16 protein-coding genes and 1 pseudogene are annotated in these 22,013 nt (G+C 41.4%); 10 read left to right on the forward strand and 7 right to left on the reverse strand.

Features of this window, described 5'->3' with window-relative positions:
• Nucleotides 1-404: 404 nt before the first annotated feature.
• The 3 genes from KAN5_RS15760 to KAN5_RS15770 all read left to right on the forward strand — a co-directional run bounded on the left by KAN5_RS15760 (nucleotide 405) and on the right by KAN5_RS15770 (nucleotide 8,287).
• On the forward strand, nucleotides 405-3,287 hold the full coding sequence (locus KAN5_RS15760) for a TonB-dependent receptor (RefSeq protein ID WP_244390086.1): 2,883 nt from the start codon (nucleotides 405-407) through the stop codon (nucleotides 3,285-3,287).
• Between the two features lie 21 nt (nucleotides 3,288-3,308).
• Nucleotides 3,309-7,619, forward strand: a complete 4,311-nt coding sequence (locus tag KAN5_RS15765; protein WP_244390087.1) for an alpha-1,6-glucosidase domain-containing protein — start codon at nucleotides 3,309-3,311, stop codon at nucleotides 7,617-7,619.
• 125 nt (nucleotides 7,620-7,744) lie between these two features.
• Nucleotides 7,745-8,287 carry a PH domain-containing protein gene (locus KAN5_RS15770; protein ID WP_016710171.1) on the forward strand — a complete coding sequence of 181 codons (543 nt, stop codon included), beginning with the start codon at nucleotides 7,745-7,747 and terminating at the stop codon, nucleotides 8,285-8,287.
• A gap of 295 nt (nucleotides 8,288-8,582) precedes the next feature.
• Here KAN5_RS15770 and KAN5_RS15775 read toward each other — a convergent pair whose 3' ends face one another.
• From KAN5_RS15775 to KAN5_RS15785, 3 genes are all read right to left on the reverse strand, one after another.
• A complete protein-coding gene (locus tag KAN5_RS15775) occupies nucleotides 8,583-10,364 on the reverse strand; it encodes an alkaline phosphatase D family protein (RefSeq protein ID WP_244390088.1) in 1,782 nt (593 codons plus the stop codon).
• A 79-nt stretch (nucleotides 10,365-10,443) separates the two neighbouring features.
• Complete coding sequence (locus KAN5_RS15780) at nucleotides 10,444-10,788, reverse strand: rhodanese-like domain-containing protein (RefSeq protein ID WP_016710175.1); 345 nt, start codon at nucleotides 10,786-10,788, stop codon at nucleotides 10,444-10,446.
• A complete protein-coding gene (locus KAN5_RS15785; protein ID WP_347881505.1) occupies nucleotides 10,788-10,928 on the reverse strand; it encodes a DUF2892 domain-containing protein in 141 nt (46 codons plus the stop codon). The genes KAN5_RS15780 and KAN5_RS15785 overlap by 1 nt, the downstream gene beginning before the upstream one ends.
• 405 nt (nucleotides 10,929-11,333) lie before the next feature.
• On the opposite strand from KAN5_RS15785, the gene KAN5_RS15790 reads away from it, so the two are divergent.
• Entirely contained in the window at nucleotides 11,334-11,642 is a 309-nt protein-coding gene (locus tag KAN5_RS15790; protein WP_016710179.1) for a metalloregulator ArsR/SmtB family transcription factor, read from the forward strand.
• Here the strand turns inward: KAN5_RS15790 and KAN5_RS15795 are convergent.
• On the reverse strand, nucleotides 11,635-12,312 hold the full coding sequence (locus KAN5_RS15795; RefSeq protein ID WP_016710180.1) for a nitroreductase family protein: 678 nt from the start codon (nucleotides 12,310-12,312) through the stop codon (nucleotides 11,635-11,637). The two genes, KAN5_RS15790 and KAN5_RS15795, sit on opposite strands and share 8 nt — an antisense overlap.
• Nucleotides 12,313-12,492: 180 nt before the next feature.
• Here KAN5_RS15795 and KAN5_RS15800 point away from each other — a divergent pair, with 180 nt between their 5' ends.
• The 3 genes and pseudogenes from KAN5_RS15800 (at nucleotide 12,493) to KAN5_RS15810 (ending at nucleotide 17,615) form a co-directional block, all read left to right on the forward strand.
• The gene (locus KAN5_RS15800) at nucleotides 12,493-12,945 is read left to right on the forward strand and encodes a hypothetical protein (RefSeq protein WP_244390090.1); all 453 of its coding nucleotides are present in this window, start codon (nucleotides 12,493-12,495) and stop codon (nucleotides 12,943-12,945) included.
• Between the two features lie 193 nt (nucleotides 12,946-13,138).
• Complete coding sequence (locus tag KAN5_RS15805) at nucleotides 13,139-14,020, forward strand: ABC transporter ATP-binding protein (protein ID WP_016710182.1); 882 nt, start codon at nucleotides 13,139-13,141, stop codon at nucleotides 14,018-14,020.
• Nucleotides 14,021-14,029: 9 nt separating this feature from the next.
• Nucleotides 14,030-17,615: pseudogene (locus KAN5_RS15810) on the forward strand (M1 family aminopeptidase).
• Between the two features lie 37 nt (nucleotides 17,616-17,652).
• On the opposite strand, the gene KAN5_RS15815 reads toward KAN5_RS15810, so the two are convergent.
• Together KAN5_RS15815 and KAN5_RS15820 are read right to left on the reverse strand one after the other, a co-directional pair.
• A complete protein-coding gene (locus tag KAN5_RS15815) occupies nucleotides 17,653-18,027 on the reverse strand; it encodes a DUF5329 domain-containing protein (RefSeq protein WP_244390091.1) in 375 nt (124 codons plus the stop codon).
• On the reverse strand, nucleotides 18,008-18,883 hold the full coding sequence (locus KAN5_RS15820) for an endonuclease/exonuclease/phosphatase family protein (protein WP_244390092.1): 876 nt from the start codon (nucleotides 18,881-18,883) through the stop codon (nucleotides 18,008-18,010). The genes KAN5_RS15815 and KAN5_RS15820 overlap by 20 nt, the downstream gene beginning before the upstream one ends.
• 194 nt (nucleotides 18,884-19,077) lie before the next feature.
• Here KAN5_RS15820 and KAN5_RS15825 point away from each other — a divergent pair, with 194 nt between their 5' ends.
• From KAN5_RS15825 to KAN5_RS15835, 3 genes are all read left to right on the forward strand, one after another.
• Nucleotides 19,078-19,392 carry a Bor family protein gene (locus tag KAN5_RS15825; protein ID WP_016710186.1) on the forward strand — a complete coding sequence of 105 codons (315 nt, stop codon included), beginning with the start codon at nucleotides 19,078-19,080 and terminating at the stop codon, nucleotides 19,390-19,392.
• Nucleotides 19,389-19,718: a Bor family protein gene (locus tag KAN5_RS15830; protein ID WP_244390093.1), complete on the forward strand. Its 330-nt coding sequence runs from the start codon at nucleotides 19,389-19,391 to the stop codon at nucleotides 19,716-19,718. The genes KAN5_RS15825 and KAN5_RS15830 overlap by 4 nt, the downstream gene beginning before the upstream one ends.
• Nucleotides 19,719-19,937: 219 nt before the next feature.
• On the forward strand, nucleotides 19,938-20,831 hold the full coding sequence (locus KAN5_RS15835; protein WP_244390094.1) for an aldo/keto reductase: 894 nt from the start codon (nucleotides 19,938-19,940) through the stop codon (nucleotides 20,829-20,831).
• Between the two features lie 52 nt (nucleotides 20,832-20,883).
• Here the strand turns inward: KAN5_RS15835 and KAN5_RS15840 are convergent, their stop codons facing one another.
• Entirely contained in the window at nucleotides 20,884-21,948 is a 1,065-nt protein-coding gene (locus tag KAN5_RS15840; RefSeq protein ID WP_244390095.1) for a hypothetical protein, read from the reverse strand.
• Nucleotides 21,949-22,013: the final 65 nt, after the last annotated feature.

Consider the following 22,013-nt stretch of genomic DNA (forward strand, 5'->3'; position numbering starts at 1 on the left):
ATGGTGGGTGCAATGTCACCTGGGCTAAGGTTGGCTGTGGTTTTTATAGGACTAGCAATAAGAGCGGTGCTTATGATGTAGGTTATTAAATTTTATTAATCTTTACCGCTTACCTTAAAAGTTGTTTCTAGTAATTTGTAATTTCCCCGCGAAATCGTGGCATAAAGCGAGCTTTCTGCTCGCATATCGATTTATTTCACGTTATCTACACGATCGCAGCACTTCGTAACTAAGTTCCTTTCCCCGCAAGCTATTGTCTTTGCTAATGCATACGTATTCATCACACTTAATTTACTTTTTAGTTACACTTTATTGGTTTTATTTTATCCACAATTTAAAAATAAACGGCACACCTTTTTAAAAAATACAACACACAACTATAAAGTTAATAGGGTAGGAAGCTCATGGGGAAATTCAAACTGAGTGCACTAATGCTCGCAATGTTTGCAGCGAGTAGTGCGTTAGGCGCGGTTGAAAATGATGCACAAAATAATGCTGAAAAACCGCAATTAGGTGAGGAACTTGAAGTTATTGAAGTGACTGGGTTTAGTCGCAGTTTAATTCAATCACTTAATCAAAAACGTTTTACTGATACAGTATCAGAGCAGTTATCGGCAGATGACTTAGGGGCATTGCCTGATGTCTCTATGGCTGATGCATTGACTCGATTACCGGGGATATCAGCGGTACGAACTGGCGGACAAGCCGCGGAAATCAACATTCGTGGTATGTCTGGTGGGTTTGTATTTTCCACCTTAAATGGTCGCGAACAAGTATCAACCAGCGGCAGTCGTAGTATTGAGTTTGATCAGTATCCATCAGAATTAATTAGCTCTGCAGCCGTGTATAAATCTCCGAAAGCCTCGCTTATTGAAGGCGGTGTGGCAGGGACTGTAGAACTGCAAACAGCCAGTCCGCTAGATAATGATCAGCAGCATAAGTTTGTGGTTAACGCCAGAGGTATGTACAACGATCGAGCGTCAGAGGTGAACGATGCCACTGAATTTGGCGACCGCATTAGTTTTTCATATCAGGGCAAATTCCTTGATGACACGCTAGGCGTAGCACTTGGCTATGCTCGCTTATTTCAACCTAGTGTAGCAACGCAATTCATTGGTCTTGCGTATAACGATCATAAAGATGTCGACGGTGTTGCTAATGATACTAATGGCCCTGAGGTAAAACCAGAAAACGAATACATCAGCGAAGGCTTTGAGCTTCAGCATTTAGGCGGTGAAGAAACCCGTAACGGTTATATGGCAGCAATTGAGTGGGTGCCGGTGGATAATTTTAAATTAAAAGGGGACGTGTTTTTATCACGCTTTGATACAGAATCATTTGCCCGTGGCTTACGAGTGAAATTAGGCGGCCCAACGGCCACTTATACAAACGCTCAGCTAGAGGGAAATTCGGTGGTTGGTGCCTCTGTTAATCGTACTTCAAAAGGCTACACTCACGTTGAAATTGTAAATGATGATAACCAAGACTTTGACGAAGTAGACAGCTATGGCATTAACGCCGATTGGCAAGTGACAGAACGTTTAAACGTTAATGTTGATGTGTCGCTATCACGGGCTAAAAGTAATTTCCGCAATGGTTTATTGTGGGCGTTGGTTGCCGAAGATGCTACAGCGCAAGAACCAGTTTTAGATAAAAATGTATCAATAAACTATCAGCTCAATGGTTTGAATTTACCGGATGTTGGCTTTAATCAAGCGGCTGCATTTAGCGATATCGAACGGGTAATGGTGAGTAAGTACGGTATTTACCCTTATCAGAATGAAGATGAAGTAAGCGCTTATCGCCTTGATTTTAAATACGAGTTGGATAACAGCTGGTTTAGCTCAGTTGAATTTGGTGCTCGTTACTCTGATCGCGAATACAGTAACAATCGTTCAGTGTTTGAATACGGTAATGATGGTGATTTTTCAGTGAGTGAGCCGCCACTGCGTTTAACCAATGACATGGTAAACGTCGTAGATTGGGAAGGTGATTTTAGTTATTTTCCATCATATTTGGCGATTGATTTAGATAAGGCGCTTAATGCTTGGTTTCCAGAAGGGGCGCCACAGCCAGTTAAAACTTGGGGTAATGCAGATGGGGTAGTCGACCCACAAGGTTACACCACTAACTATTCGTGGACCATGTTACAAAGTGGCTCAGTGTATGAGGAAGTGCTTTCAGCGTACGCCATGCTTAATATTAATGCTGAGATCGGCAATATGCCAGTGTTAGGTAATATTGGTATTCGCCGTGTTGATACTGACCAATCGGCCACTATTTTAGAAAACGTTAATGGTGATTTGGCACTGGGTGCCCAAAACATTACCGACAGTATTGGTATCGTAAATAAAAACTATTTACCTAATGTACTTGGCACAACTTATACTGATTATCTGCCATCCCTTAATTTAAACTTTCAGCTAACGGATAACACGCAATTACGTTTTGCGGCGGCTAAAGTGATGTCGCGTCCACCAATCAACCGACTGGCAGGGGACGCCAGTGCGCAGGCCGATAAAACCACCGGTAAAATTAACGGCTCAAGTACCAATAATCCATTCTTAAAACCATTTTATGCCGACCAATACGATATCTCTTACGAGCATTATTTTGATGAATCAGATGGTGCGCTTGTGATCGCTGGTTTTTATAAAAACATCGATTCGTTTATCGATACCATCGCCATTGAAGGATTTGATTTTAAAGGTAATGGCTTTAACGTTCCTGACTATATTGAAAACCCAGTCAGTGGCGAGCAGGTAGCAACGACTAACGGTACTTATACCACTGCAGTTAATAACGCTAATGGTGGTTATATTCGCGGTATTGAACTTGCCTACACACAAGTATTTTCTTTTCTACCCGCGCCGTTTGATGGTCTTGGGTTTAACGGTAGCTATTCATACACCGAGAGCGAAGTTGAATCTATCACCAGCTTAGGCGGTGAAACGGTAACGCAAGGTTTGCCTGGTTTGTCTAAAAATGTATTAAATGGCACCTTGTTTTACAGCCTAGATAATTTTGAAACCCGCCTTAATGTGCGTTATCGCTCAGACTTTGTTTCAGAGCAAGTAGCTATCAATGAACAGATAGTTAACTTTGATGCTGAGACAGTGGTCGACTTTCAAACCTCTTATCAATTTACTGACTCATTTGGCATGTTGCTACAGGTTAATAACCTTACCGATGAACCAACCCAAAGTTACTTTGGCAATGAAAATATCACCGGTACGACCCAGTACTTTGGTCGTCAGGTTTATTTAGGTTTTACCTATAGTCACTAATAGCAAATTGGAGCATAAATAATGAATAAAATAACTAAATTGACTCATTTGCTATTAGCGGTGAGCTTAACACTACTTTTTGGCTGTGGTGGTTCAGGCAGTAGTGACGTAAAAGCAGGCCAAGCCTTATTGACTTGTGATGTACCGCAAGTGCCTAACAGTGAAGGGACTCAGTGTGTCGATCCTGAGCCTATTTCTTGCGATGCACCGTTGTTTCCAGATGCAAATAATGAGAGCTGTATTAATGGCTATAACCCTGACTTACCAGACCCTGTGGTATTTGCAGGGGAAAATGAAGCCGTATTATTTTATAAACGCAATAAAAATGAAGGATACGAAGGCTACCGTTTACATTCTTGGAATACCGACGGTTGTGACGCTTACGCGCCGCCATTTGATGCTACCGATTGGCCTAATGGCCATGAGTATGATGGTGTGGATCCAAACTATGGGGCTTATTGGATAGTTGCGCTAAAAGACGGTTATACCGAGTGCGCTAATTTTATTATTCACATAGGCACCGAGGGCACCGGTAAGGCCCATGGTGATGTGGATTTAACCATGCCACTGATGCAAGACGATGAACGTTTTGTGCGTATGAACTTTACCTTTGATGGAGAGCCAACAGTATTTGAATACCCAGTTGCGAGCCTTGGTGAACGCCCAGTTGCAATTGATGGTGCATCAGCGCATTGGATAGATTTAAATACGGTTTTGTATAAGCCCGGCAATGAGCTTACGCAGATTATTAAGCTGCATTCATCAGCTGCCGCCGATTTGGTTGTTGATTTAGATGCGGGCTTAAATGGTGAAACAGTTGAACTAATCGCCACAAATTTAACCGATGAACAAGCGGCCAAAGTGCCGCACCTCGCAGATTGGACTGCTTATCAAGGCAATTGGGATGCCGCTACTGCAAAACAACTTATAAAACAACAGCTGGTTGTGGCGGGCTACGACGCCGACGGCAAGCTACTTGAAGCAAGCTTTGTACAAACAGCAAAAGCCCTCGATGCTCTATACACCCAAGGTGAAAACGACGCGAACGAAGCCATGCTGGGTGTGCAATATAATAACAATGCAATAGATGTATCAGTGTGGGCACCAACTGCTAGCAATATGATGATCAACGTGTTTGATGCCGAAAAAGCGCAAGTGCATAGCACAGCCATGACGTTAGACAACAATACCGGTATTTGGTCAGTGAGTTTAGACAGCCAATACGACCGTCATTATTACCGCTTTGCGTTTGATGTTTACCATCCCACTACTCAAGCGATTGAAAGTTTATGGAGTACAGACCCTTACTCACTCAATGTATCAAGCAATGGCCTGTATTCGCAGTTGATCAACTTAAATGATGACGATACCAAACCAGAGGGCTGGGATGAGCGCATTGTGCCAACAATCACTAACCCAGAAGATGCTATTATCTATGAAGGTCATGTACGTGATTTTAGTGTTCGTGATACGTCAGTAAGTGAAGTAAATCGTGGTAAGTACCTCGCGTTTACGGAACTTGAAAGCGTGCCAATGCAGCACCTTAAACAACTGGCAGATAAAGGCTTAACGCATTTTCATTTACTCCCTGTAACAGACATTGGCACCATTGAAGAAGATACAGAGCAACGTGTTGAAATCACCGATACCTTAGGTAAATTATGTGAGCGTATAAACGATGAAGCCAATGCCTGTAAAATCGAAGATAAAAACAGCATCATTGCTGATTTAATGCAAAGCTACTTGCCTGGCTCTGATGACGCTCAAGCACTTGCCAGCGCCATGCGTGATTTAGACGGTTTTAACTGGGGTTATGATCCGCATCATTTTATTGCCCCAGAAGGTTCGTATGCTTCAAGTAGCGAGGGCATTGCTCGGGTTAAAGAGACACGCGCCATGGTACAGTCACTACAAGAGGTCGGCCTTCGTGTGGTTCTTGATGTGGTATACAACCATACAACGTCATCAGGCATTTGGGAAAAATCAGTATTTGATAAACTCGTGCCGGGTTATTACCACAGATACAGTGAAATAACCGGTGAGATTGAGCGTTCAACCTGTTGTGAAAACACCGCGACTGAACATGTGATGATGGACAAGTTTGTTAGCGATTCACTGGTCATTCTTGCTCGCGACTTTGGTTACGACAGCTTCCGCTTTGATGTTATGGGGCACATGCCTAAATCATCAATTTTAGCAGCGCGTGAAGCAGTGCAAGCTGTTGACCCTGACAACTACTTTTATGGTGAAGGCTGGGATTTTGGTGAAGTCGCTAATAACCGATTGTTCACCCAAGCTAAGCAAGCTGATATGGCAGGCTCCGAAGTGGGCACATTCAATGACCGCATCCGTGAGGCTGTTCGCGGTGGGGCTATGTTTAGTAATAATCCGACCGATGGTAATTTAGCAGACCAAGATACCTTACGTTTATCGCTGGTGGGTAATTTACAAAACTACATACTCAAAGACTTTAAGGGTAACTCAGCAAAAGGTAATAGCTTTAGCTGGAACACCCAGCCAACCGCTTATGCGTTAGACCCAGCAGATAGCATTAACTACGTATCAAAGCACGATAACGAAACCTTATGGGATCAACTGCAATATAAGCATGCAGCAAGTATGAGTATTGAGCATCGCGTGCGTGCCCATAATATGGCATTAGCAATTCCATTGGTAAGCCAAGGTATCCCGTTTATGCAATTGGGAGCTGACTTACTGCGCTCAAAATCAATGGATCGTGACAGCTATAATGCAGGGGATTGGTTTAATGCGGTAGATTTAACGAAAGAAAATAATAATTGGAATATTGGTTTACCTAATGCGGAGAAAAACCAAGAGAAATGGCCTGAGATCATTAAGGTCTCAGGTAATCCACAAGCTGCTGCACAGCCGCAAGATATAGCGTACGCAGGGGATGTGTTCCAAGAGTTTTTAGCTATTCGTAGTAGCAGCCCTTTATTTAGATTAACTACAGAGCAAGATGTTATTGACCGTGTCGGTTTTCACAATGTCGGTAAAAACCAGCAACATGGTTTGATTGTAATGAGCATTGATGATGGTCAAGGTCTTGCTGATTTAGATAACCAAGTAGATGCGCTCGTAGTAGTAATTAATGCAACTGAGCATGCGCTTTCACATACAGTACCAACCGCTGCTGGGTTTGAATTACATCCAATACTTAAAAACAGCACCGATAGCAGTATGTCTGGAGTAAGTTTTAGTGCTAATGAAACTGAAGGCACGTTCAATGTTCCTGCTTACACCATAGCTGTGTTTATTAAACCACAAGGCGAAGCGCAAGGCGTTGGTTTGAGTGCTAATGCAACAGTGGGTGCGCCAGATGTGGTGCCTTTTGGTAGCACAACAGTGTATGTGCGTGGCAGTTTAAATGATTGGGGCACAGCTGACAGCTTTGAATATGTAGGCAATGGTGAATACCGTGTCGCTATTACTTTAGCTGCGGGAGACTATGAATTTAAAATTGCCTCTGAAGATTGGTCGAGTGTGGATTTTGGTGCGCTATCAGACGCTGATAAAGAGGTGTTGGAAAATCAAGCCGAAGCACTCACACGCAGTGGCGCTAATATGACCTTTAATGCTGCAATTGATGCAACTTATGTATTCTCGTTTGATGCCAGTGATAAAGACAATCCACAGCTGAGAATTTATAACGAAGAACCATTTGTAGGTACGCCTGTATTTGTTCGTGGCAGCTTGAATGAATGGGGCACCAGTGATGAGTTAATCTATCAAGGCAAAGGAATTTATAGCTTTTCGACTTTTCTTAATGCCGGTAGCTATGAATTTAAAATAGCTTCTGAAGATTGGGATACCATTGATTATGGTTCTGGTGAAGCGGATGCAACCGTAACCGTTGCCGAAGATAAGTTATTAGCTGTTAAAGGCGCTAATATGACGATGGATATTGCAACCGAGGGCGAATATCAGTTTATTTTTGATGCCAGTGATTTGAATGCACCCACGCTGAATGTATTTAATGCGCAAATGTTTGCAGACACACAAGTTTATTTACGCGGCAGCTTAAATGGTTGGGGCACAGATAACCCATTAATCTATCAAGCTAATGCTATTTATAGTACATCACTTGATTTAGATGCCGGTGATTACGAGTTCAAAATAGCCTCTGAAGATTGGAGTACTGTTGATTATGGTGGAGTTGGTGAATCGCCAATTGTTATGGTTGGCGAACAAAGTTTACTTGAAGCTGTGGGGGCAAATATTAATGTAGCCATTACAGATGCAGGTAATTATACCTTTACGGTGATTGGCCCTAATCGTGACAATGTGCAGGTACTGATCAATAAGAACTAAGCATTGATACACTTTATAAACAAATAGAACCGAGCATCCTAGATGCTCGGTTTTTTTATGATCAAATTGCAGCTAAAACAAAGTTCGCGTATTTTATAATCATAATCCAACTATGAGTAGCTAAGATGTCAGAAGTTATTTTAAAAAGTGCCTCTTTTGATCCTAAAATTAAGTCGTATTGGCTAGTCTTTGCTGTGTGTGTCAGTACATTAGGGATTGTGACTATTCCTTTAATTCCCGTGATTTTGCTGCTTGTTTGGATTGTCAGTGGCAGAATCTTGGCTGCTATGTCGGCTCAATTACTCGAGCGTAAGCTGGTGGTTAAACGTGGTGTATTTTTTAAAGAAGAAAAGTCTATCCCACTTGAAAAAATCACCGACGTTGGGTTAAGCCAAGGGCCACTGATGCGCTTATTTGGTTTGTATCGCTTGAGTTTTGAAACCGCAGGGCAATCTGGCCATGGCGCTCTCGTGTCACTGCTTGGCGTAGTCGATGCCAGCGAGTTTCGCGAGGCAATCTTAACGCAAAAAGATAACCTAGCCGAAACAAAACCAAGCAAGGTTAAAGTTGATGAGCCACAAAGCCAAGTCGAATTACTTCGCGCACTCACCTACAGTGTGAAAAACATCGAGCAAATGATGGTCACGCTACTGGATGAGAGAAAGTAAAATTAACTTATTATTGTACTACATTTTGCACAAAGAGAAGAAAATGAGAAGTGAGTGAGGGTCGAAAATTAAATCAATTGACCAGATCAACTGAGCATGTAGGTCGTCATTTATGGCGACAGTAGTGTAATTAACGCGCTAAAGCACGTCCTACGAAGATCCCAGCATCTGGAGTTCGTTACCGCAAAGGGCTCTTTCGCGGAGCTTCGTTGCACTCAAATAACTCCGGCGATCAGCTGATCGCCGGGCTGCTTTAATCTTTCACCTAGAACCTTTTCCCTAGCACCTAAAATCTTTACCCTTGAATTACTGGCTGACCTGCTAGCATACGTAGTTCTTTGCTGCGCTCAGTTTGCATGGCGTAAGACGCGGTTTTAATACTGCTTACGTAGTTCCACTTGGCAGCGGCTTGCTCTGGGGTAAAAGTAACGGTTAAATAACCACGATCTACGAGGTTGTTATAAACTAAATCATTGACTAGTAATGGGATCACTTGTTCCATTTGCGCTGTGGCTTCTGGTCCTTGGGTGTTCAATGCTAAGTATTCTTCCAGACCTGGCGAAGACACCGATGAAGTGGCAAATTCCACTCCTGCATTTTGTGAGGCGGCAATTGGGTTACTGGCATCAGTAGTTAATTGCCCAGCCCATGCATTATGGGTATCACCGGCTAGAACGACTAAATTCTTTTGTGTGGCAATAGCCGTACCTAGCAGTACTTCGCGTTCGTAGGCGTAGCCGTCCCACGCATCTAGATTGTAAGGTGCAGTGGTATCAACACGGGCGCGCTCAGCATCAGTTACCGTTGGATCACCGGCTAGAATACGGCCTTTAATTTGTGCCAGCTCAGCAAATAACCCTGATGCTTGGGCTAATAAGGCATTTGTATCCGCGCCGTTAGCTTGGCTTACTTGTAGGCTTACTAAAAGCTGTAGCACTTCAAACGGCAGGTGCATCTTGGTCATTAACACTTGTTGGCCAAGTACTTGCCATTTTGAACTTGAGGTGGCCATACTATCGGTGAGCCAGGTTAGTTGTTCACTACCCAGTAATGCGCGTGTTGGCGAGCTAACAGCACTAACAAAATCGCTTTGTCCTTGTGCGCTGGTTAAATCAAAATCACCATAGCTTAGTTGCTCATCGCGAGCGAGTACTCGAGTATCAAGCATATACAGCGAGACTAAATCACCAAATTCAAAACGACGGTAAATACGTTCTTTATCAGCTACATTACGTATCGGCATCCACTCAAAGTAGGCTTGCAAAGCGTGCATTTTACGCGCGTTAAATTCACCTTCACCGTCATTATGGTTTTCTGCCCCTTCACGCCAGGTATCATTTGTAACCTCATGGTCATCCCATACTGTTATAAAGGCGCAATTACCGTGAGCGGCTTGTAAGTTGCTATCTTTACGATAGTGGGCGTAACGTTTACGGTAATCAGTTAGGCTGATGATTTCTTCGCTATTATCTTCAGGTAGTAAGCGCCCTAGCAGAGCGGCGTCTTGTGAAGCATAACCACCATTACCGTATTCATAAATATAGTCACCCAAATGTAAAACGGCGTCTAAATCTGTTTGCTTAGCTATTTCGCCGTACACATGAAAAAAGCCAGCAGGGTAGTTAGCGCACGACACAACAGCAAATTTCACTTTATCAATACTGCCTGTAGGTAATGTTTTACCTGCACCCGTAGGTGATGTTTTACCGTTTGAAATAAAGCGGTAATAGTATGTGGTGTTGGCGTCTAGGCCTTGTAAGTCGACTTTTAGAGTAAAGTCGCTGGCAGTCGTTACTTCGGTTTCACCGTCATGAACTATATTGTTAAAGTTACTGTCGGTTGCTGCTTGCCATTGTACTTTGATGCTGGTGGTTGCAGAGTCAAGAGGCGTTACACGAGTCCATAAAATTAGGCTGTCACTAAGCGGATCGCCACTGGCTACACCGTGTTCGAAGCTAACCTCAATGATTTCATCATCATCGTTATCAAATGTACACCCTGTGATGCCTAATGATAAAACGGCAGCGCCAAAACCCGCTGCCGATGCTTTTAAAAACCTTCTCCGTGTAAACGTCATTGCTCTATACCGTTAAAAATAAAACAACGAGCTTATCCGACCAGTATGACTTTTATGTGAAGATATGATGCCAGTTATTTTAAAATACTTGGCAAATAGTATCTGCGTTACAAGTAATCACAGTGACGTTTTCATACCCTACACGGGTTAATGCTTCCGCACTTAAAGTTGCCCGCGCGCCACTGGCACAATGAAGGTAAATCGGTCGTGTAGGGTCTTTTTCAATTTCCATTAACTTCATTTCCAGCAAGCCGCGAGGAATATTAATAGCGCCAGTGGCTGCTTTAGTTGCATGCTCTGCGGGCTCTCTGACGTCAATTAGTAGGCCGTGATTTTGCTCAAGCTCTTGCTTTGCTTGCTCAGCATCAATACGGCGCTGGTTGGGGGTAATTATTTTCATTAGATCTGGGATTGAAGTAAGCATTAGTCTGTAAACCCTCGTTTGCGCAAAAAATTTATAAGTGGGCACCATTTAGTAAACGCTGTTTGGATCAGGTTTACTCCTATAAATAATGTTAACCACATAAAACGGCTATCTACAAAGTAGCTTAATACCCAAACCACCTCAAGATACAGAATTCAGCGTTTCACAGGGGCTTAATATCAAGGCGTTACTTTGCAGGAATGGCAGCCCCTTTTAAGATGTAACAACGATGAGAGTAAGTTCCTGTGGAACGCCCATCGGGTTGGTTTAAAAGCGATTTATACTGCGTTATTGATTTTAGCAATAGAACCACTATTACTTGCAATCAATGCCTTGCCTAAATCGCTTTTAATTCCAACTGAACCTCGGATCTTGAGGTGGTTTGGGTATACTCTGAAATTGTCACCATACTACCTGCAAGTAAAAGAATACCGTCACTAATTTTCATATTTATACCTTATATTAGTTTTTCCTAATGTTATTTATATTAGATTTTACTAATGTAAAAATCTATACTTTGCTTAGAACGTTTTAGTGGGATCGTTATGAATATTGAGCAATTAGCGAATAATGCACAGCAGGCTGAACAGTTTTTAAAACTGATGGCGAATAAAAATCGGTTAATGATTTTATGTAGCCTATTAAACAATGAGTTAAGTGTAGGGCAGTTAAATGAGCGTGTGCCGTTAGCGCAATCTGCGCTGTCGCAACATTTGGCGAGCTTACGTAAAGCCGAGATGGTGGCTACACGCCGTGATGGACAAACAATTTATTACTATTTGACCGACCCAAAAGTTGAGTCGGTCATTGCAATGCTTTATCAGTGGTTTTGCAAAGAGGAAGGTGCTAAATAAACGTTGCAATTTCGTCCAGCGATTTTTTCACTAAGGCATGATTAGGTACGGTTGCCTCATCACTGGGGTAACCTGCTACCAAAAGCATATAAGGGCGCTCGTTGTCTTTATCACGACCGCATATATCGGTTAAAAAACTCATTGGCTTTGGTGTATGGGTGAGTGTTGCAAGGCCAGCTCTATGCAGTGCCTGAATTAAAAAGCCTGTTGCAAGGCCGACCGATTCATGCACGTAATAGTTAGTGTTTTTATCATCAGCATTTAACCCACCTTTCTTTTGACTAAATACGGCAATTAACCACGGTGCATGTTCTAAATAGGGCTTGTTAGCATCTGTGCCAAGGGGTTTTAACGCATCAAGCCACTCTTCGCCTGCGCGGCCTTCATAAAAAGAGCGTTCTAGTTTTTCAGCTGCTTCACGAATTTGTTTTTTAACGTCACTAGAATGAATCGCCACAAAATGCCACGGCTGGTGGTTCGCCCCACTTGGTGCTGTGCCTGCGGCTTTAATGCAGGTTTCTATGATGGCTTTTGGCACAGGGCGATCGCTAAAACTACGAATGCTATGACGGCGCTGGCTGGTGGTTAAAAATTCCGTTGCCCGTTCGAGCATTACATCTTCAGGGTATTCGGTAAAATCATTAAGTGGCTGATTATCATGTTGCTGCATGGCTTTTCGCTTCTTATAAAGTGTGTGTGCTATTTTTATACCTAGTGGCGAGAACAGGTGCAAGTACTATCTACTTTACACTTTTGCTTTTTTAGATTGGGTTGTTTGTTTATTGAACGTTGTGTTCACAAAATATTCAGCTATCTTTGCATATAGTGTCGATCTAGATGGAGAGAGATCATGAACATTCAAGCCGCTAATCAAGTTAATCAATATCAACTTAACACGCGTTTAAGTGATGCAAATAAACAGGTTGCAACAGCGCAAACTACGCCTGTAGAGAAAACCGCTAAGACTGATGTGATTCAAATATCAGCACAAGCACGGGCTTTGAATGCTCAGCCTATCACACCAGAAGTACCTGCAATTGGTCAAATAGAGCAGCCGATTAACAACAAGGTTCAGCAATATTTAGATATTCAAAAATCATTAGCCAAAGCTGATGCCGTTGATAACTTTACTGATGATAATTTTTCGATCGGTGAAGCGTATTTAGCAAAAAACAACGATACCGTACGTAATGCGTATTTAGCTAAAGATAAGATTGAACAAACCAATGAAATTGCTGACATCATGATTGATTCTATCGATCAAGATGATGAGCAAGATGAAAATAATTTACTACAATATTAATCATTAATTTTAGTTAAGTGATATATCAGAATTAAGTCACCTCTCCTAAAGAGTGAAACCAAGCCGCATTTATGCGGCTTTTCTGTTTTCATTCTGTTACAAAATTATAACTTGGCGCTATTGTTACTAACCTACTGGTAATGTAAGTTAATGAACTTAAATAATTACTATAATTAAATACTAGGAAGTAATAATGCTATCTATTAAAGGGCTCTCGAAAACCTATGACAATGGCGTGCATGCCTTGCAAGGTGTTGATTTAAATATTGAAAAAGGTATGTTTGGATTGCTCGGGCCAAATGGCGCGGGTAAATCATCGTTAATGCGTAGTATTGCCACTTTACAATCGGCTGATTCGGGCAGCATTACTTTTAATAGTATTGATGTCTTCAAAGAACCACAAAAACTACGGGAGCGACTAGGCTACTTACCACAAGATTTTGGTGTTTACCCTCGTGTTTCTGCCTATGATTTACTGGATCACATGGCGGTTTTAAAAGGACTAGACAACAAAGCGCAGCGCAAGGAGTCAGTTGAAGGTTTATTGGCGCACACTAATTTATATCAACACCGTAATAAAGCGGTAAGTGGTTTTTCTGGTGGTATGCGCCAACGTTTTGGTATTGCACAAGCATTACTTGGCGATCCTGATTTATTAATTGTTGATGAGCCTACAGCAGGGCTTGATCCTGAAGAACGTAATCGCTTTCATAACTTACTAGTAAGCTTGGGCGAGAAGAAAGTAGTTATATTATCAACTCATATCGTTGAAGATGTGGCAGAGCTTTGTCCTAACATGGCGGTCCTCGCTGGCGGTAAAATACTACTTGAAGGCAACCCTATCGCGCTGACCGATAAGCTGCAAGGTAAAATTTGGCACAAAACAATGAGCCAAACTGAAGCGCAAGAGCTAGAGCAGCATCTACCTGTTATTTCTAAGCGTTTGTTTGCAGGGCAGACAATTTTAAATGTATATAGTGAGCAAGCCCCAGAAGGGTTTTCTGCAAGCCAAGCTAACTTAGAAGATGTGTATTTTTCTACTTTGCATCAGCATCGCAATACCAGTGCAGCGTAGGGGAATATCATGTTTTTGAATATGCTTACCTTTGAGCTGCGTTATTTTATACGTCAGCCTTCATTTTATGTGACCACGCTAATTTTCTTTTTAGCGGCTTTCTTTGCAAGTAGCAGTGATAACTTCTTGCTAGGTGGCAGTAATGTCAATGTAAACTCACCATTTAGTATTTTGATGCTAATGAGTGGCTTGCTGCAGTTTGCTATTTTTCTGGTGGTAAACTTTGTTGCTGGTTCTGCGATTCGTAATGATGAAACTAATATGTCGGAGCTGGTCTTTAGCAAGCCCTTCAAGCCATTAATGTATCAATTAGGGCGCTTTTTAGGTTCGTACTGTGTTGTTGCGCTTATTTTTGCGTTTGTACCGCTGGGAATATATTTGGGCTCAGGCTTTGGTTTACTGGTTGGCTGGCTAGATCCTGAGCTCGTCGGGGCTAATAAGCTACATTATTATTTAACTGCTTATTTCTATATCGCAGTGCCTAGTCTGTTTGTTTTAGCGGCTATTTTTAATGGTGTGGCCACATATTTTCGTTCAATGATGGCGGTATATCTTACCGCTGTGGCTTTTTTAATTGCCTATTCAACGATATCTGTTTACTTCGATGATTTAGCGTTTCGTTGGATTGTAGGCTATGCCGATCCTTTTGCTAGTGGCTCATTACTGGATGTTACTCGTTATTGGACTGCAAGTGATAAAAATAGCCAAACGTTAGAACTGACGGGTGTCTTACTATTTAACCGAGTGCTATGGATTGCCCTTGCTATTATTATATTTTTTGCGTCTGGAAAACTGTCGTCACGTATTGTTATTAAACGTGAGAAGAAAAAACTCGCAGCGTCTAATTTTACTAAACAAAAAGAGGCTGCATTGATTGCCTCTTCGGTGAATCACAAAGCAAGCGCAAGCTCGTTCAAACAGCAACTATTATTACGCTGCGTCTTTGAATTTAAGCATGTCGTGGTCAGTGCACCATTTTTAATTTTAAGTCTTATTACTTTAGCTGTACTAATGGTGCCTTTATTTGCACCGATTGGTTGGTATGGCACAGTTAATTGGCCTGTTACCCAAAATATGGTGGGGATCATTCAAAACGCAATCGGATTATTAATCACCATTGTTATTGTGTACTACAGTGCTGAATTAGTCTGGCGTGAACGTAACAGCGGGATGGGCGATATTATTGATAGCTTCCCTGTACACAACAGTGTGTTTTGGGTTTCTAAGTTATTGGCTTTAGTGAGTGTTATTGGCTTACTTTATGTTTTTAGCATGATACTGACCATTGTTGTGCAGTTAGTTAAAGGGCAGTTTAATTTAGAGCTTGGGCAATACCTATTTAGATTGGGTTATTTTTCTTTCTTACCTTTTGTGATGCTCGCTATTATGGCGTTCTTTTTGCAAATAGTGAGTGCCAATAAATATATCGGGATGGGATTATTTGCACTGTATTATTTAGTTTCAATTGTACTGAGTAATTATGGTTTTAGTCATAATATGTTTCATTTCGCTCAGTCAAGTCCAGCTCCTTATTCTGATATTAATGGCTATGGTCATTACTTAACTGGGGTGGCATGGTACACACTTTATTGGGGTGGTTTGAGTGTGGTGCTAGCCGTTATTGGGCTTGCATTGTGGCACCGTGGTCCGTCGCAAAGCTTACGCAATCGTTTGGCGCAGTTACAGTATAATTTAGGTCGCAAAGGGCAGGCTATAACCGTGCTTGGCTTAGTAGTATTTGTCGCTGCAGGTGCACAAATTTATTACAACACACGAGTGCTGAATGATTTTTACACAGAAGATCAGTTAGAAAACTTGCAAGTTGAATATGAGCAAAAGTTTGTACAGTATAAAGATGATCCACTGCCGATAATCACTGATGTTGAACTTAATGTGGAGATATATCCGCAGCAACGTAAAATGCTCGCCACAGCCAATGTACTTATTACCAATACCAGTGACCAAGCGATTAAGCGCTTTTTGGTAAGTAAACCGGATAGCAGCCCACAGTGGGGCGTTAAAATTGCCGGTGGCGAAATTGTTGAACAATTACCTGACTATAATTCAGCGTGGTTTGAATTTACCCAGCCGTTAATGCCTGGTGAAGTGCGCAAAGGTGAGATTTCAGTTGAGCGCAGCCACCAAGGTTTTGCGGATAACATTACAGATACTAAGCTTGTTGCTAATGGTACCTTTATTGATAATTGGCGCTTATTCCCACGCTTTGGTTATAACGACAGTTATCAATTAACGGATAAACATGAGCGCCGTAAACGAGGCTTACCTGAGTTACAGCGCGCTAATAAACTTGAAGACACTCAGTATTATAAGCAAAGCATGTTTGGCGCGAATGGCGGTTTTATCAACTTTGCTGCAACCATTACTACCGATGAGTCGCAATTTGCAATTGCCCCTGGTTATTTAAAAAGTGAAACCGTGACTGATGGGCGACGTACGTTCCGTTATGAAATGGATTCACCAATAATAAACTTTTATGCCATTTTATCTGCTCGTTTAGAGTCTAAAAAAATAACGCATAACGGAGTCAATGTTGAAGTTTATTACCATCAAGACCATCCGTGGAACGTAGATCGTATGATTGAGTCGGTTACTGATTCAATTGATTATTTTTCTGCTGAATTTGGTGCTTATCAACATAAGCAAATGCGTATTATTGAGTTCCCTGGCTATCAGTCATTTGCACAAAGTTTTGCAAATACCGTACCTTATTCTGAGCAAATTGGTTTTATTACTGATAACCGAGATAGCAGTAAGATTGATGTGCCGTATTATGTTACAGCGCATGAAGTGGCGCACCAGTGGTGGGGGCATCAGGTTACCGGCGCTAATGTACAAGGTGCAGCGGTATTGTCAGAAAGCCTATCGCAATACAGCGCAATTATGGTGCTTAAGAAAAAATACGGGGAGCAAAAGCTACGTAAATTCTTAAAGTATGAGCTTGATAAGTATTTACAAGGTCGCTCGGTTGAAGCGTATCAAGAAATGCCGTTGTATAAAGTAGAAACTCAAGCGCATATTTATTACCAAAAAGGTTCAGTGGTGATGATGGCCATGCATGATCTGTTTGGTGAGGAACGTTTGAATCGTATCTTAAAAGAGTTTGTTCGTGACTTTAAGTATCAAAATAATCCTTATCCTACTACGCTTGATTTACTTAGCTATTTAAAGCGTGATGCGACTCCCGCAGAGCAAGCGTTTATTGATGATCAGTTTATGTTTATCACTTTATATGAGCTCACCATGAAAGAAGCGAAAGTATCTGATGAGGTTGATAGTGACGGTTTATATACGGTAACACTCACTGTTGAAGCTGTAAGCTGCTAAAAAGCGTGCTGATGGTCAAGGGGAAGAAACAGACCAGCCACTTGATGAAATGATTGATATTGCATTATTCAACGATGATCCTGAAAACCTACTAGCAGAAGACTTTGTGATTTATTCACAAAAGCATCGGCTTGTAACAGGCACCAATACAATTGAATTAAAGGTGAAAGAAAAGCCGCTATTCGCGGGGGTTGATCCCTTTGTTAAGTTAATTGATAAAGACAGTGTTGATAACCTAGCTAAGTTTTAGGTTAGTTGACTGGTTTTTAAAAACAACAAGGCCGCACTTATTGCGGCTTTGTTGTATTTCTAAAACGTGTTAATTCATCGGTTAACCACTTATTGGCGGTAACTGTAGTGCCATTAGCTAGGATCACAGTGTAAGGCTTACCAGTCCATGAGCTTTTACTGGCAAGGTTGTCAATAAAATCATCAGCTGTTTTTGCATAGCGCCCAGCTCTGCGGTATTTCATGGCTAAGTGTTCAGCGGCTTCTGTACTGGTATGTTCATCGCCATTACGAATAAAGGTGGCCTGACTTTGCTCAATAAAACTAATTAAGTGATTCACTTCTTGTTCTGCGCTTGCGGCAATACTTAGCTGACTAATACAGAGTAAAAGACAGCCGATAAGAATGTGTATATTACGGGATAGATGTTTCATTTTCAGCCTCGTCTAGGTGAAGTGTTACCTGTATTGGGTTGTGGTCCGAACTTTGATATTGCGGTACGCGAGTTGTGCTGATGGTTACACCACGAGTCCACACTTGATCAAGGGCTAAGCCAAACGCTTTAGTGCGTTTATCGTCTAGGTAGAGCGTTTCAGATAACCCGAGTTTGCTTAAAGCATTTACCACCACAGCTTGTCTCGCATCGCTCCATGCATTGAGATCACCTGCAAAAATAATCGGCCCTTGGTGTTGCTGCATCACTTGTACGGCAGCCTCGATTTGTTGTTGGTAGTTCTCAGTACCTAGTGTGAAGTTTATGCCATGTAAATTCACACTTAATAAGCGTTGTTGACCTGCCATAGCATATTCGACGATATTGGTTGCTTTAGGGCTGCGTAACCAGGGCTCAGTATGAGTAAATGTACAATGCACGGTTGCAGGCCAGCGGCTTAATGTCATCACGCCTGATTGTTGATCGCCACTTTTGTAACCGGGTGAAAAGCGCCAGTATGGTTTGAGTGTACTTAGTTGTGAATCTGCAATCGCCTCTTGCAGCAACACCATATCGGCCTGCTCATTTAACTGTGCCAGATCTTGATAAAGCCCTTTATTTTGCGCTTTATAAATATTCCAACTCAGCAGTTTAAGCTGTTCAGGGATAATGTATTTGTTACTATATGTTTGTTGCCTGCTGGCATGAAGCTGTTGGGCGCATTGCGTGGGTGTATGTGCTGTTTCAGTAAAGCCCTTGTCTTCATCTGATTGTGGTGTGCTGGCCAAAGCTGTGATGCTTAGCAAAACAATTACAGAAGTAACACAAGTAACAAGAAAAAGTGATTTTATCTGCATCAATTACCTTAAAGCAATGTGGCTAAAAAGAGTGTTATCTACATATTAGGCACCATAAATACGATAAAGTTCCTATAAGAGCTTGCCAAGCTAGTGAATACCGCTTGCTGTCTACATTTTCAATACAGTTTCTTACTTTTTTTAGTACGCATTTATTTTACACTTCGTATCAATAAATTAATTAGGATGAAGTAATGCGAATATTTATAGCTGGTTTGTTATTTTTAGTGCTTGCAGGTTGTTCGGCCGTAACAATTCAACCACAAAAAATAGCTAAACTAAACTCAAAACCGACTTATCAAGATAGTCGGCCATTTTTTATGTGGGGACTGGTTGGTGAGCAACGTGTTGATGTGAAAAAAGTCTGTGGCGAGCAAGCTGTAGTGCAAATGCAGTCTCAGCAAACATTTACCGACGGCGCGTTAGGATTAGTAACATTAGGCATTTATGCTCCCCATACCATTAGCGTGTGGTGTAATGAACAACAAGTTAAAGGAGCTGAAATATGAAGAACTTAAGCTTTTTAATACTGTGTATATTCATGATGATTTTAACGGGTTGTACAAATATTCACTTTGATAATGGTGAATATGATGATTTAGCTAATAATCATAAAAGTGAGCAGTGGCATCACAACTTTGCCGCCGCTCTTTATGAGGGCTCCGACGCAGTTGATTTATCAGCTATTTGCCCAGAAACGCAGTGGCAAAGTGTCCACACATACAAATCGTTTACTAATGGCTTAGCCGAGCTGGTTGTAAATGAAGTAGGCCCTATTTGGTATCCTAAAACAGTTGAAGTTAGCTGTGCAAAGGTGCCTTACCAAGTAAAATAACAGTAACTATAAGAACAGTACGGTTGGCTTCACAATAACTACATTGGAGCCAACTTTATAATCACAATCCGAAATATTATCCATTTCTTCCCTATTTATTTCAGTTAACCTTTTAACACTGTTAAAAATATGTCAAGTCGGTAGAATAAAGCGCATTAAATTAAAAGCTAACGGCTCGTTAGTACTGAAATAAATATCCCAGATAAATAAGAGATAATTATGAGCGGCTCAGATCGTGTTATTGAACAATTAGTACTTGGTTTTTGGCGATTATTAGACTGGCAAATTACACCGCAACAATGTTTAACTTTTCTTGAGCAAGCAATTGAAGCGGGTGTAACACATACAGATCATGCTGATATTTATGGTGAATATGGCTGTGAGCGTGAGTTTGGTAAAGCCTTGGCACTAAAGCCAAGTATTCGTGATGAAATTAAAATTATTACTAAATGCGGTATTAAACCGGCCTTTGCAAGCTTAGGCTTAGCGGGTAAAGCCAATCATTATGATTCAAGTACACAGCATATCATCACTTCAGCTCAGCAATCCCTTAAGCACTTTAATACCGACCGTTTAGACGTATTACTTATTCATCGCCCTGATTACTTGATGGATGCAGATGAAGTTGCTCAAGCATTTAATACTCTTAAGCAAAATGGTGATGTACTGGAATTTGGGGTATCTAATTTTACTCCTTCACAGTTGAGTTTATTGCAGTCACGTTTGGACTTTGAATTGGTCACTAACCAAATAGAGTTTTCACCTTATGAAATGAAAGCGCTTGATGATGGCACGTTGGATCAATGTCAGTTGCTCGATATAAAACCTATGTGTTGGTCGCCGCTGGCAGGCGGGCGCTTGTTCGCAGAAAACGATGAAAAAGCCATTCGTCTACGCCATGTGCTTGAACAAGTTGGCAATGAAATTGGTGCAAGCGCAATTGACCAAGTCGTTTATGCTTGGTTGTTAATGCACCCAAGTGCACCATCGGTAGTACTTGGTACGGGCAATATCAAACGTATTGAGTCTGCGGTTGCAGCTAAGCGGTTAAAATTAAACCGTGAGCAATGGTATCGTATTTGGCAAGGTTCAACAGGGAATAGTGTGCCGTAAAGTGAAAGGTTATTTTATAGCGCGATTCGACATCGCGCGATAAATATTAAAGTTAGCAGTTACTAACGGCGATAAAGGTAGTTTCTTTTTGATAAATATTTACAACGCGCTCGTTAGCGTGTTTGTCTACAATTATAACAGTGCGTACATGCTTTACATTTACGCCAGTCATTACGCCACGAGGGCGACATTGAGTTTGCAGATTGCCTCTTTGTGGATTGTTAATTAAAGACTCTAACTCATCAGGAGAGTGAGATCCCTTAATAACATTTTGAGATTCTAAGAATTGTGTCAGAGTATCCCCATTAGCAGCACTTGAAGCGTCTAAATCAGCAATGATTTTTGCAACCCCTTTAGTTACATCTACGTTGACAACTAAAAGACTGCCATCATCAAAGCTCATAACCACATCGTAATTGAGTACTTTATTTAAATTGTTAGTTTCAACATTACCTAAAACTAGTTTAATAAAGGCGCTTGCTTTATCGAGTGCAGCAACGACTGAAATTGAGTTAGCATTATTTTGTACTTCAAGGCGAATCTCGTCGTTTAATATACCCCGGCAATCATCATCACCATTAACATAGTTCATCGCGGTTTTACAGGCATTGAGAGACGATTTTACCGTTGACTGTTCACTCCCCGAATACATGACTCCGCCTTTTTGAGTAAACGTCAATGCGTCCTGTACTTGCATATGGTAATGCTGTGCTTCATTTAAGTGTTTTACAAAGTCACGTTCGTGTTGTGTAGGGTTTACGCGTTGAACGTCGATGCGGCCTTGTTGAGTTATAAGGCCATTTGCGTTAATCACTTTGGGGTATATTGTGACCTGGAATCTATTGGCTTCGTTATCATCAATATTATAAATAGCGTAAGGTTGATAGAGTGGCTGATTATTGGCATCATCAATACAAATAGCATCACCATTAGTGCAGCTATCTTGTAAAGTAGGTATGTAGGTTTGCTGTTTTATAAAAGCAACTTGATCTGTAGGACAACTTGAAAATTGTGCCTGCCAGTAATTGCTACAAATAAGCCCACCCCCTTGTGCTGAAGCATGCTTTGCTAGTAGAAAAGCTGGCAATAAAAAAATGAAAACTATCATTTTTTTCATCGTATATAATTCCTTTTTTATTGATTCCTAAACAATACACCGGAAGGGGGACAAGTGTAAATGTA

Source organism: Pseudoalteromonas sp. KAN5, assembly GCF_022846535.1.
Lineage (GTDB): Bacteria > Pseudomonadota > Gammaproteobacteria > Enterobacterales > Alteromonadaceae > Pseudoalteromonas > Pseudoalteromonas haloplanktis.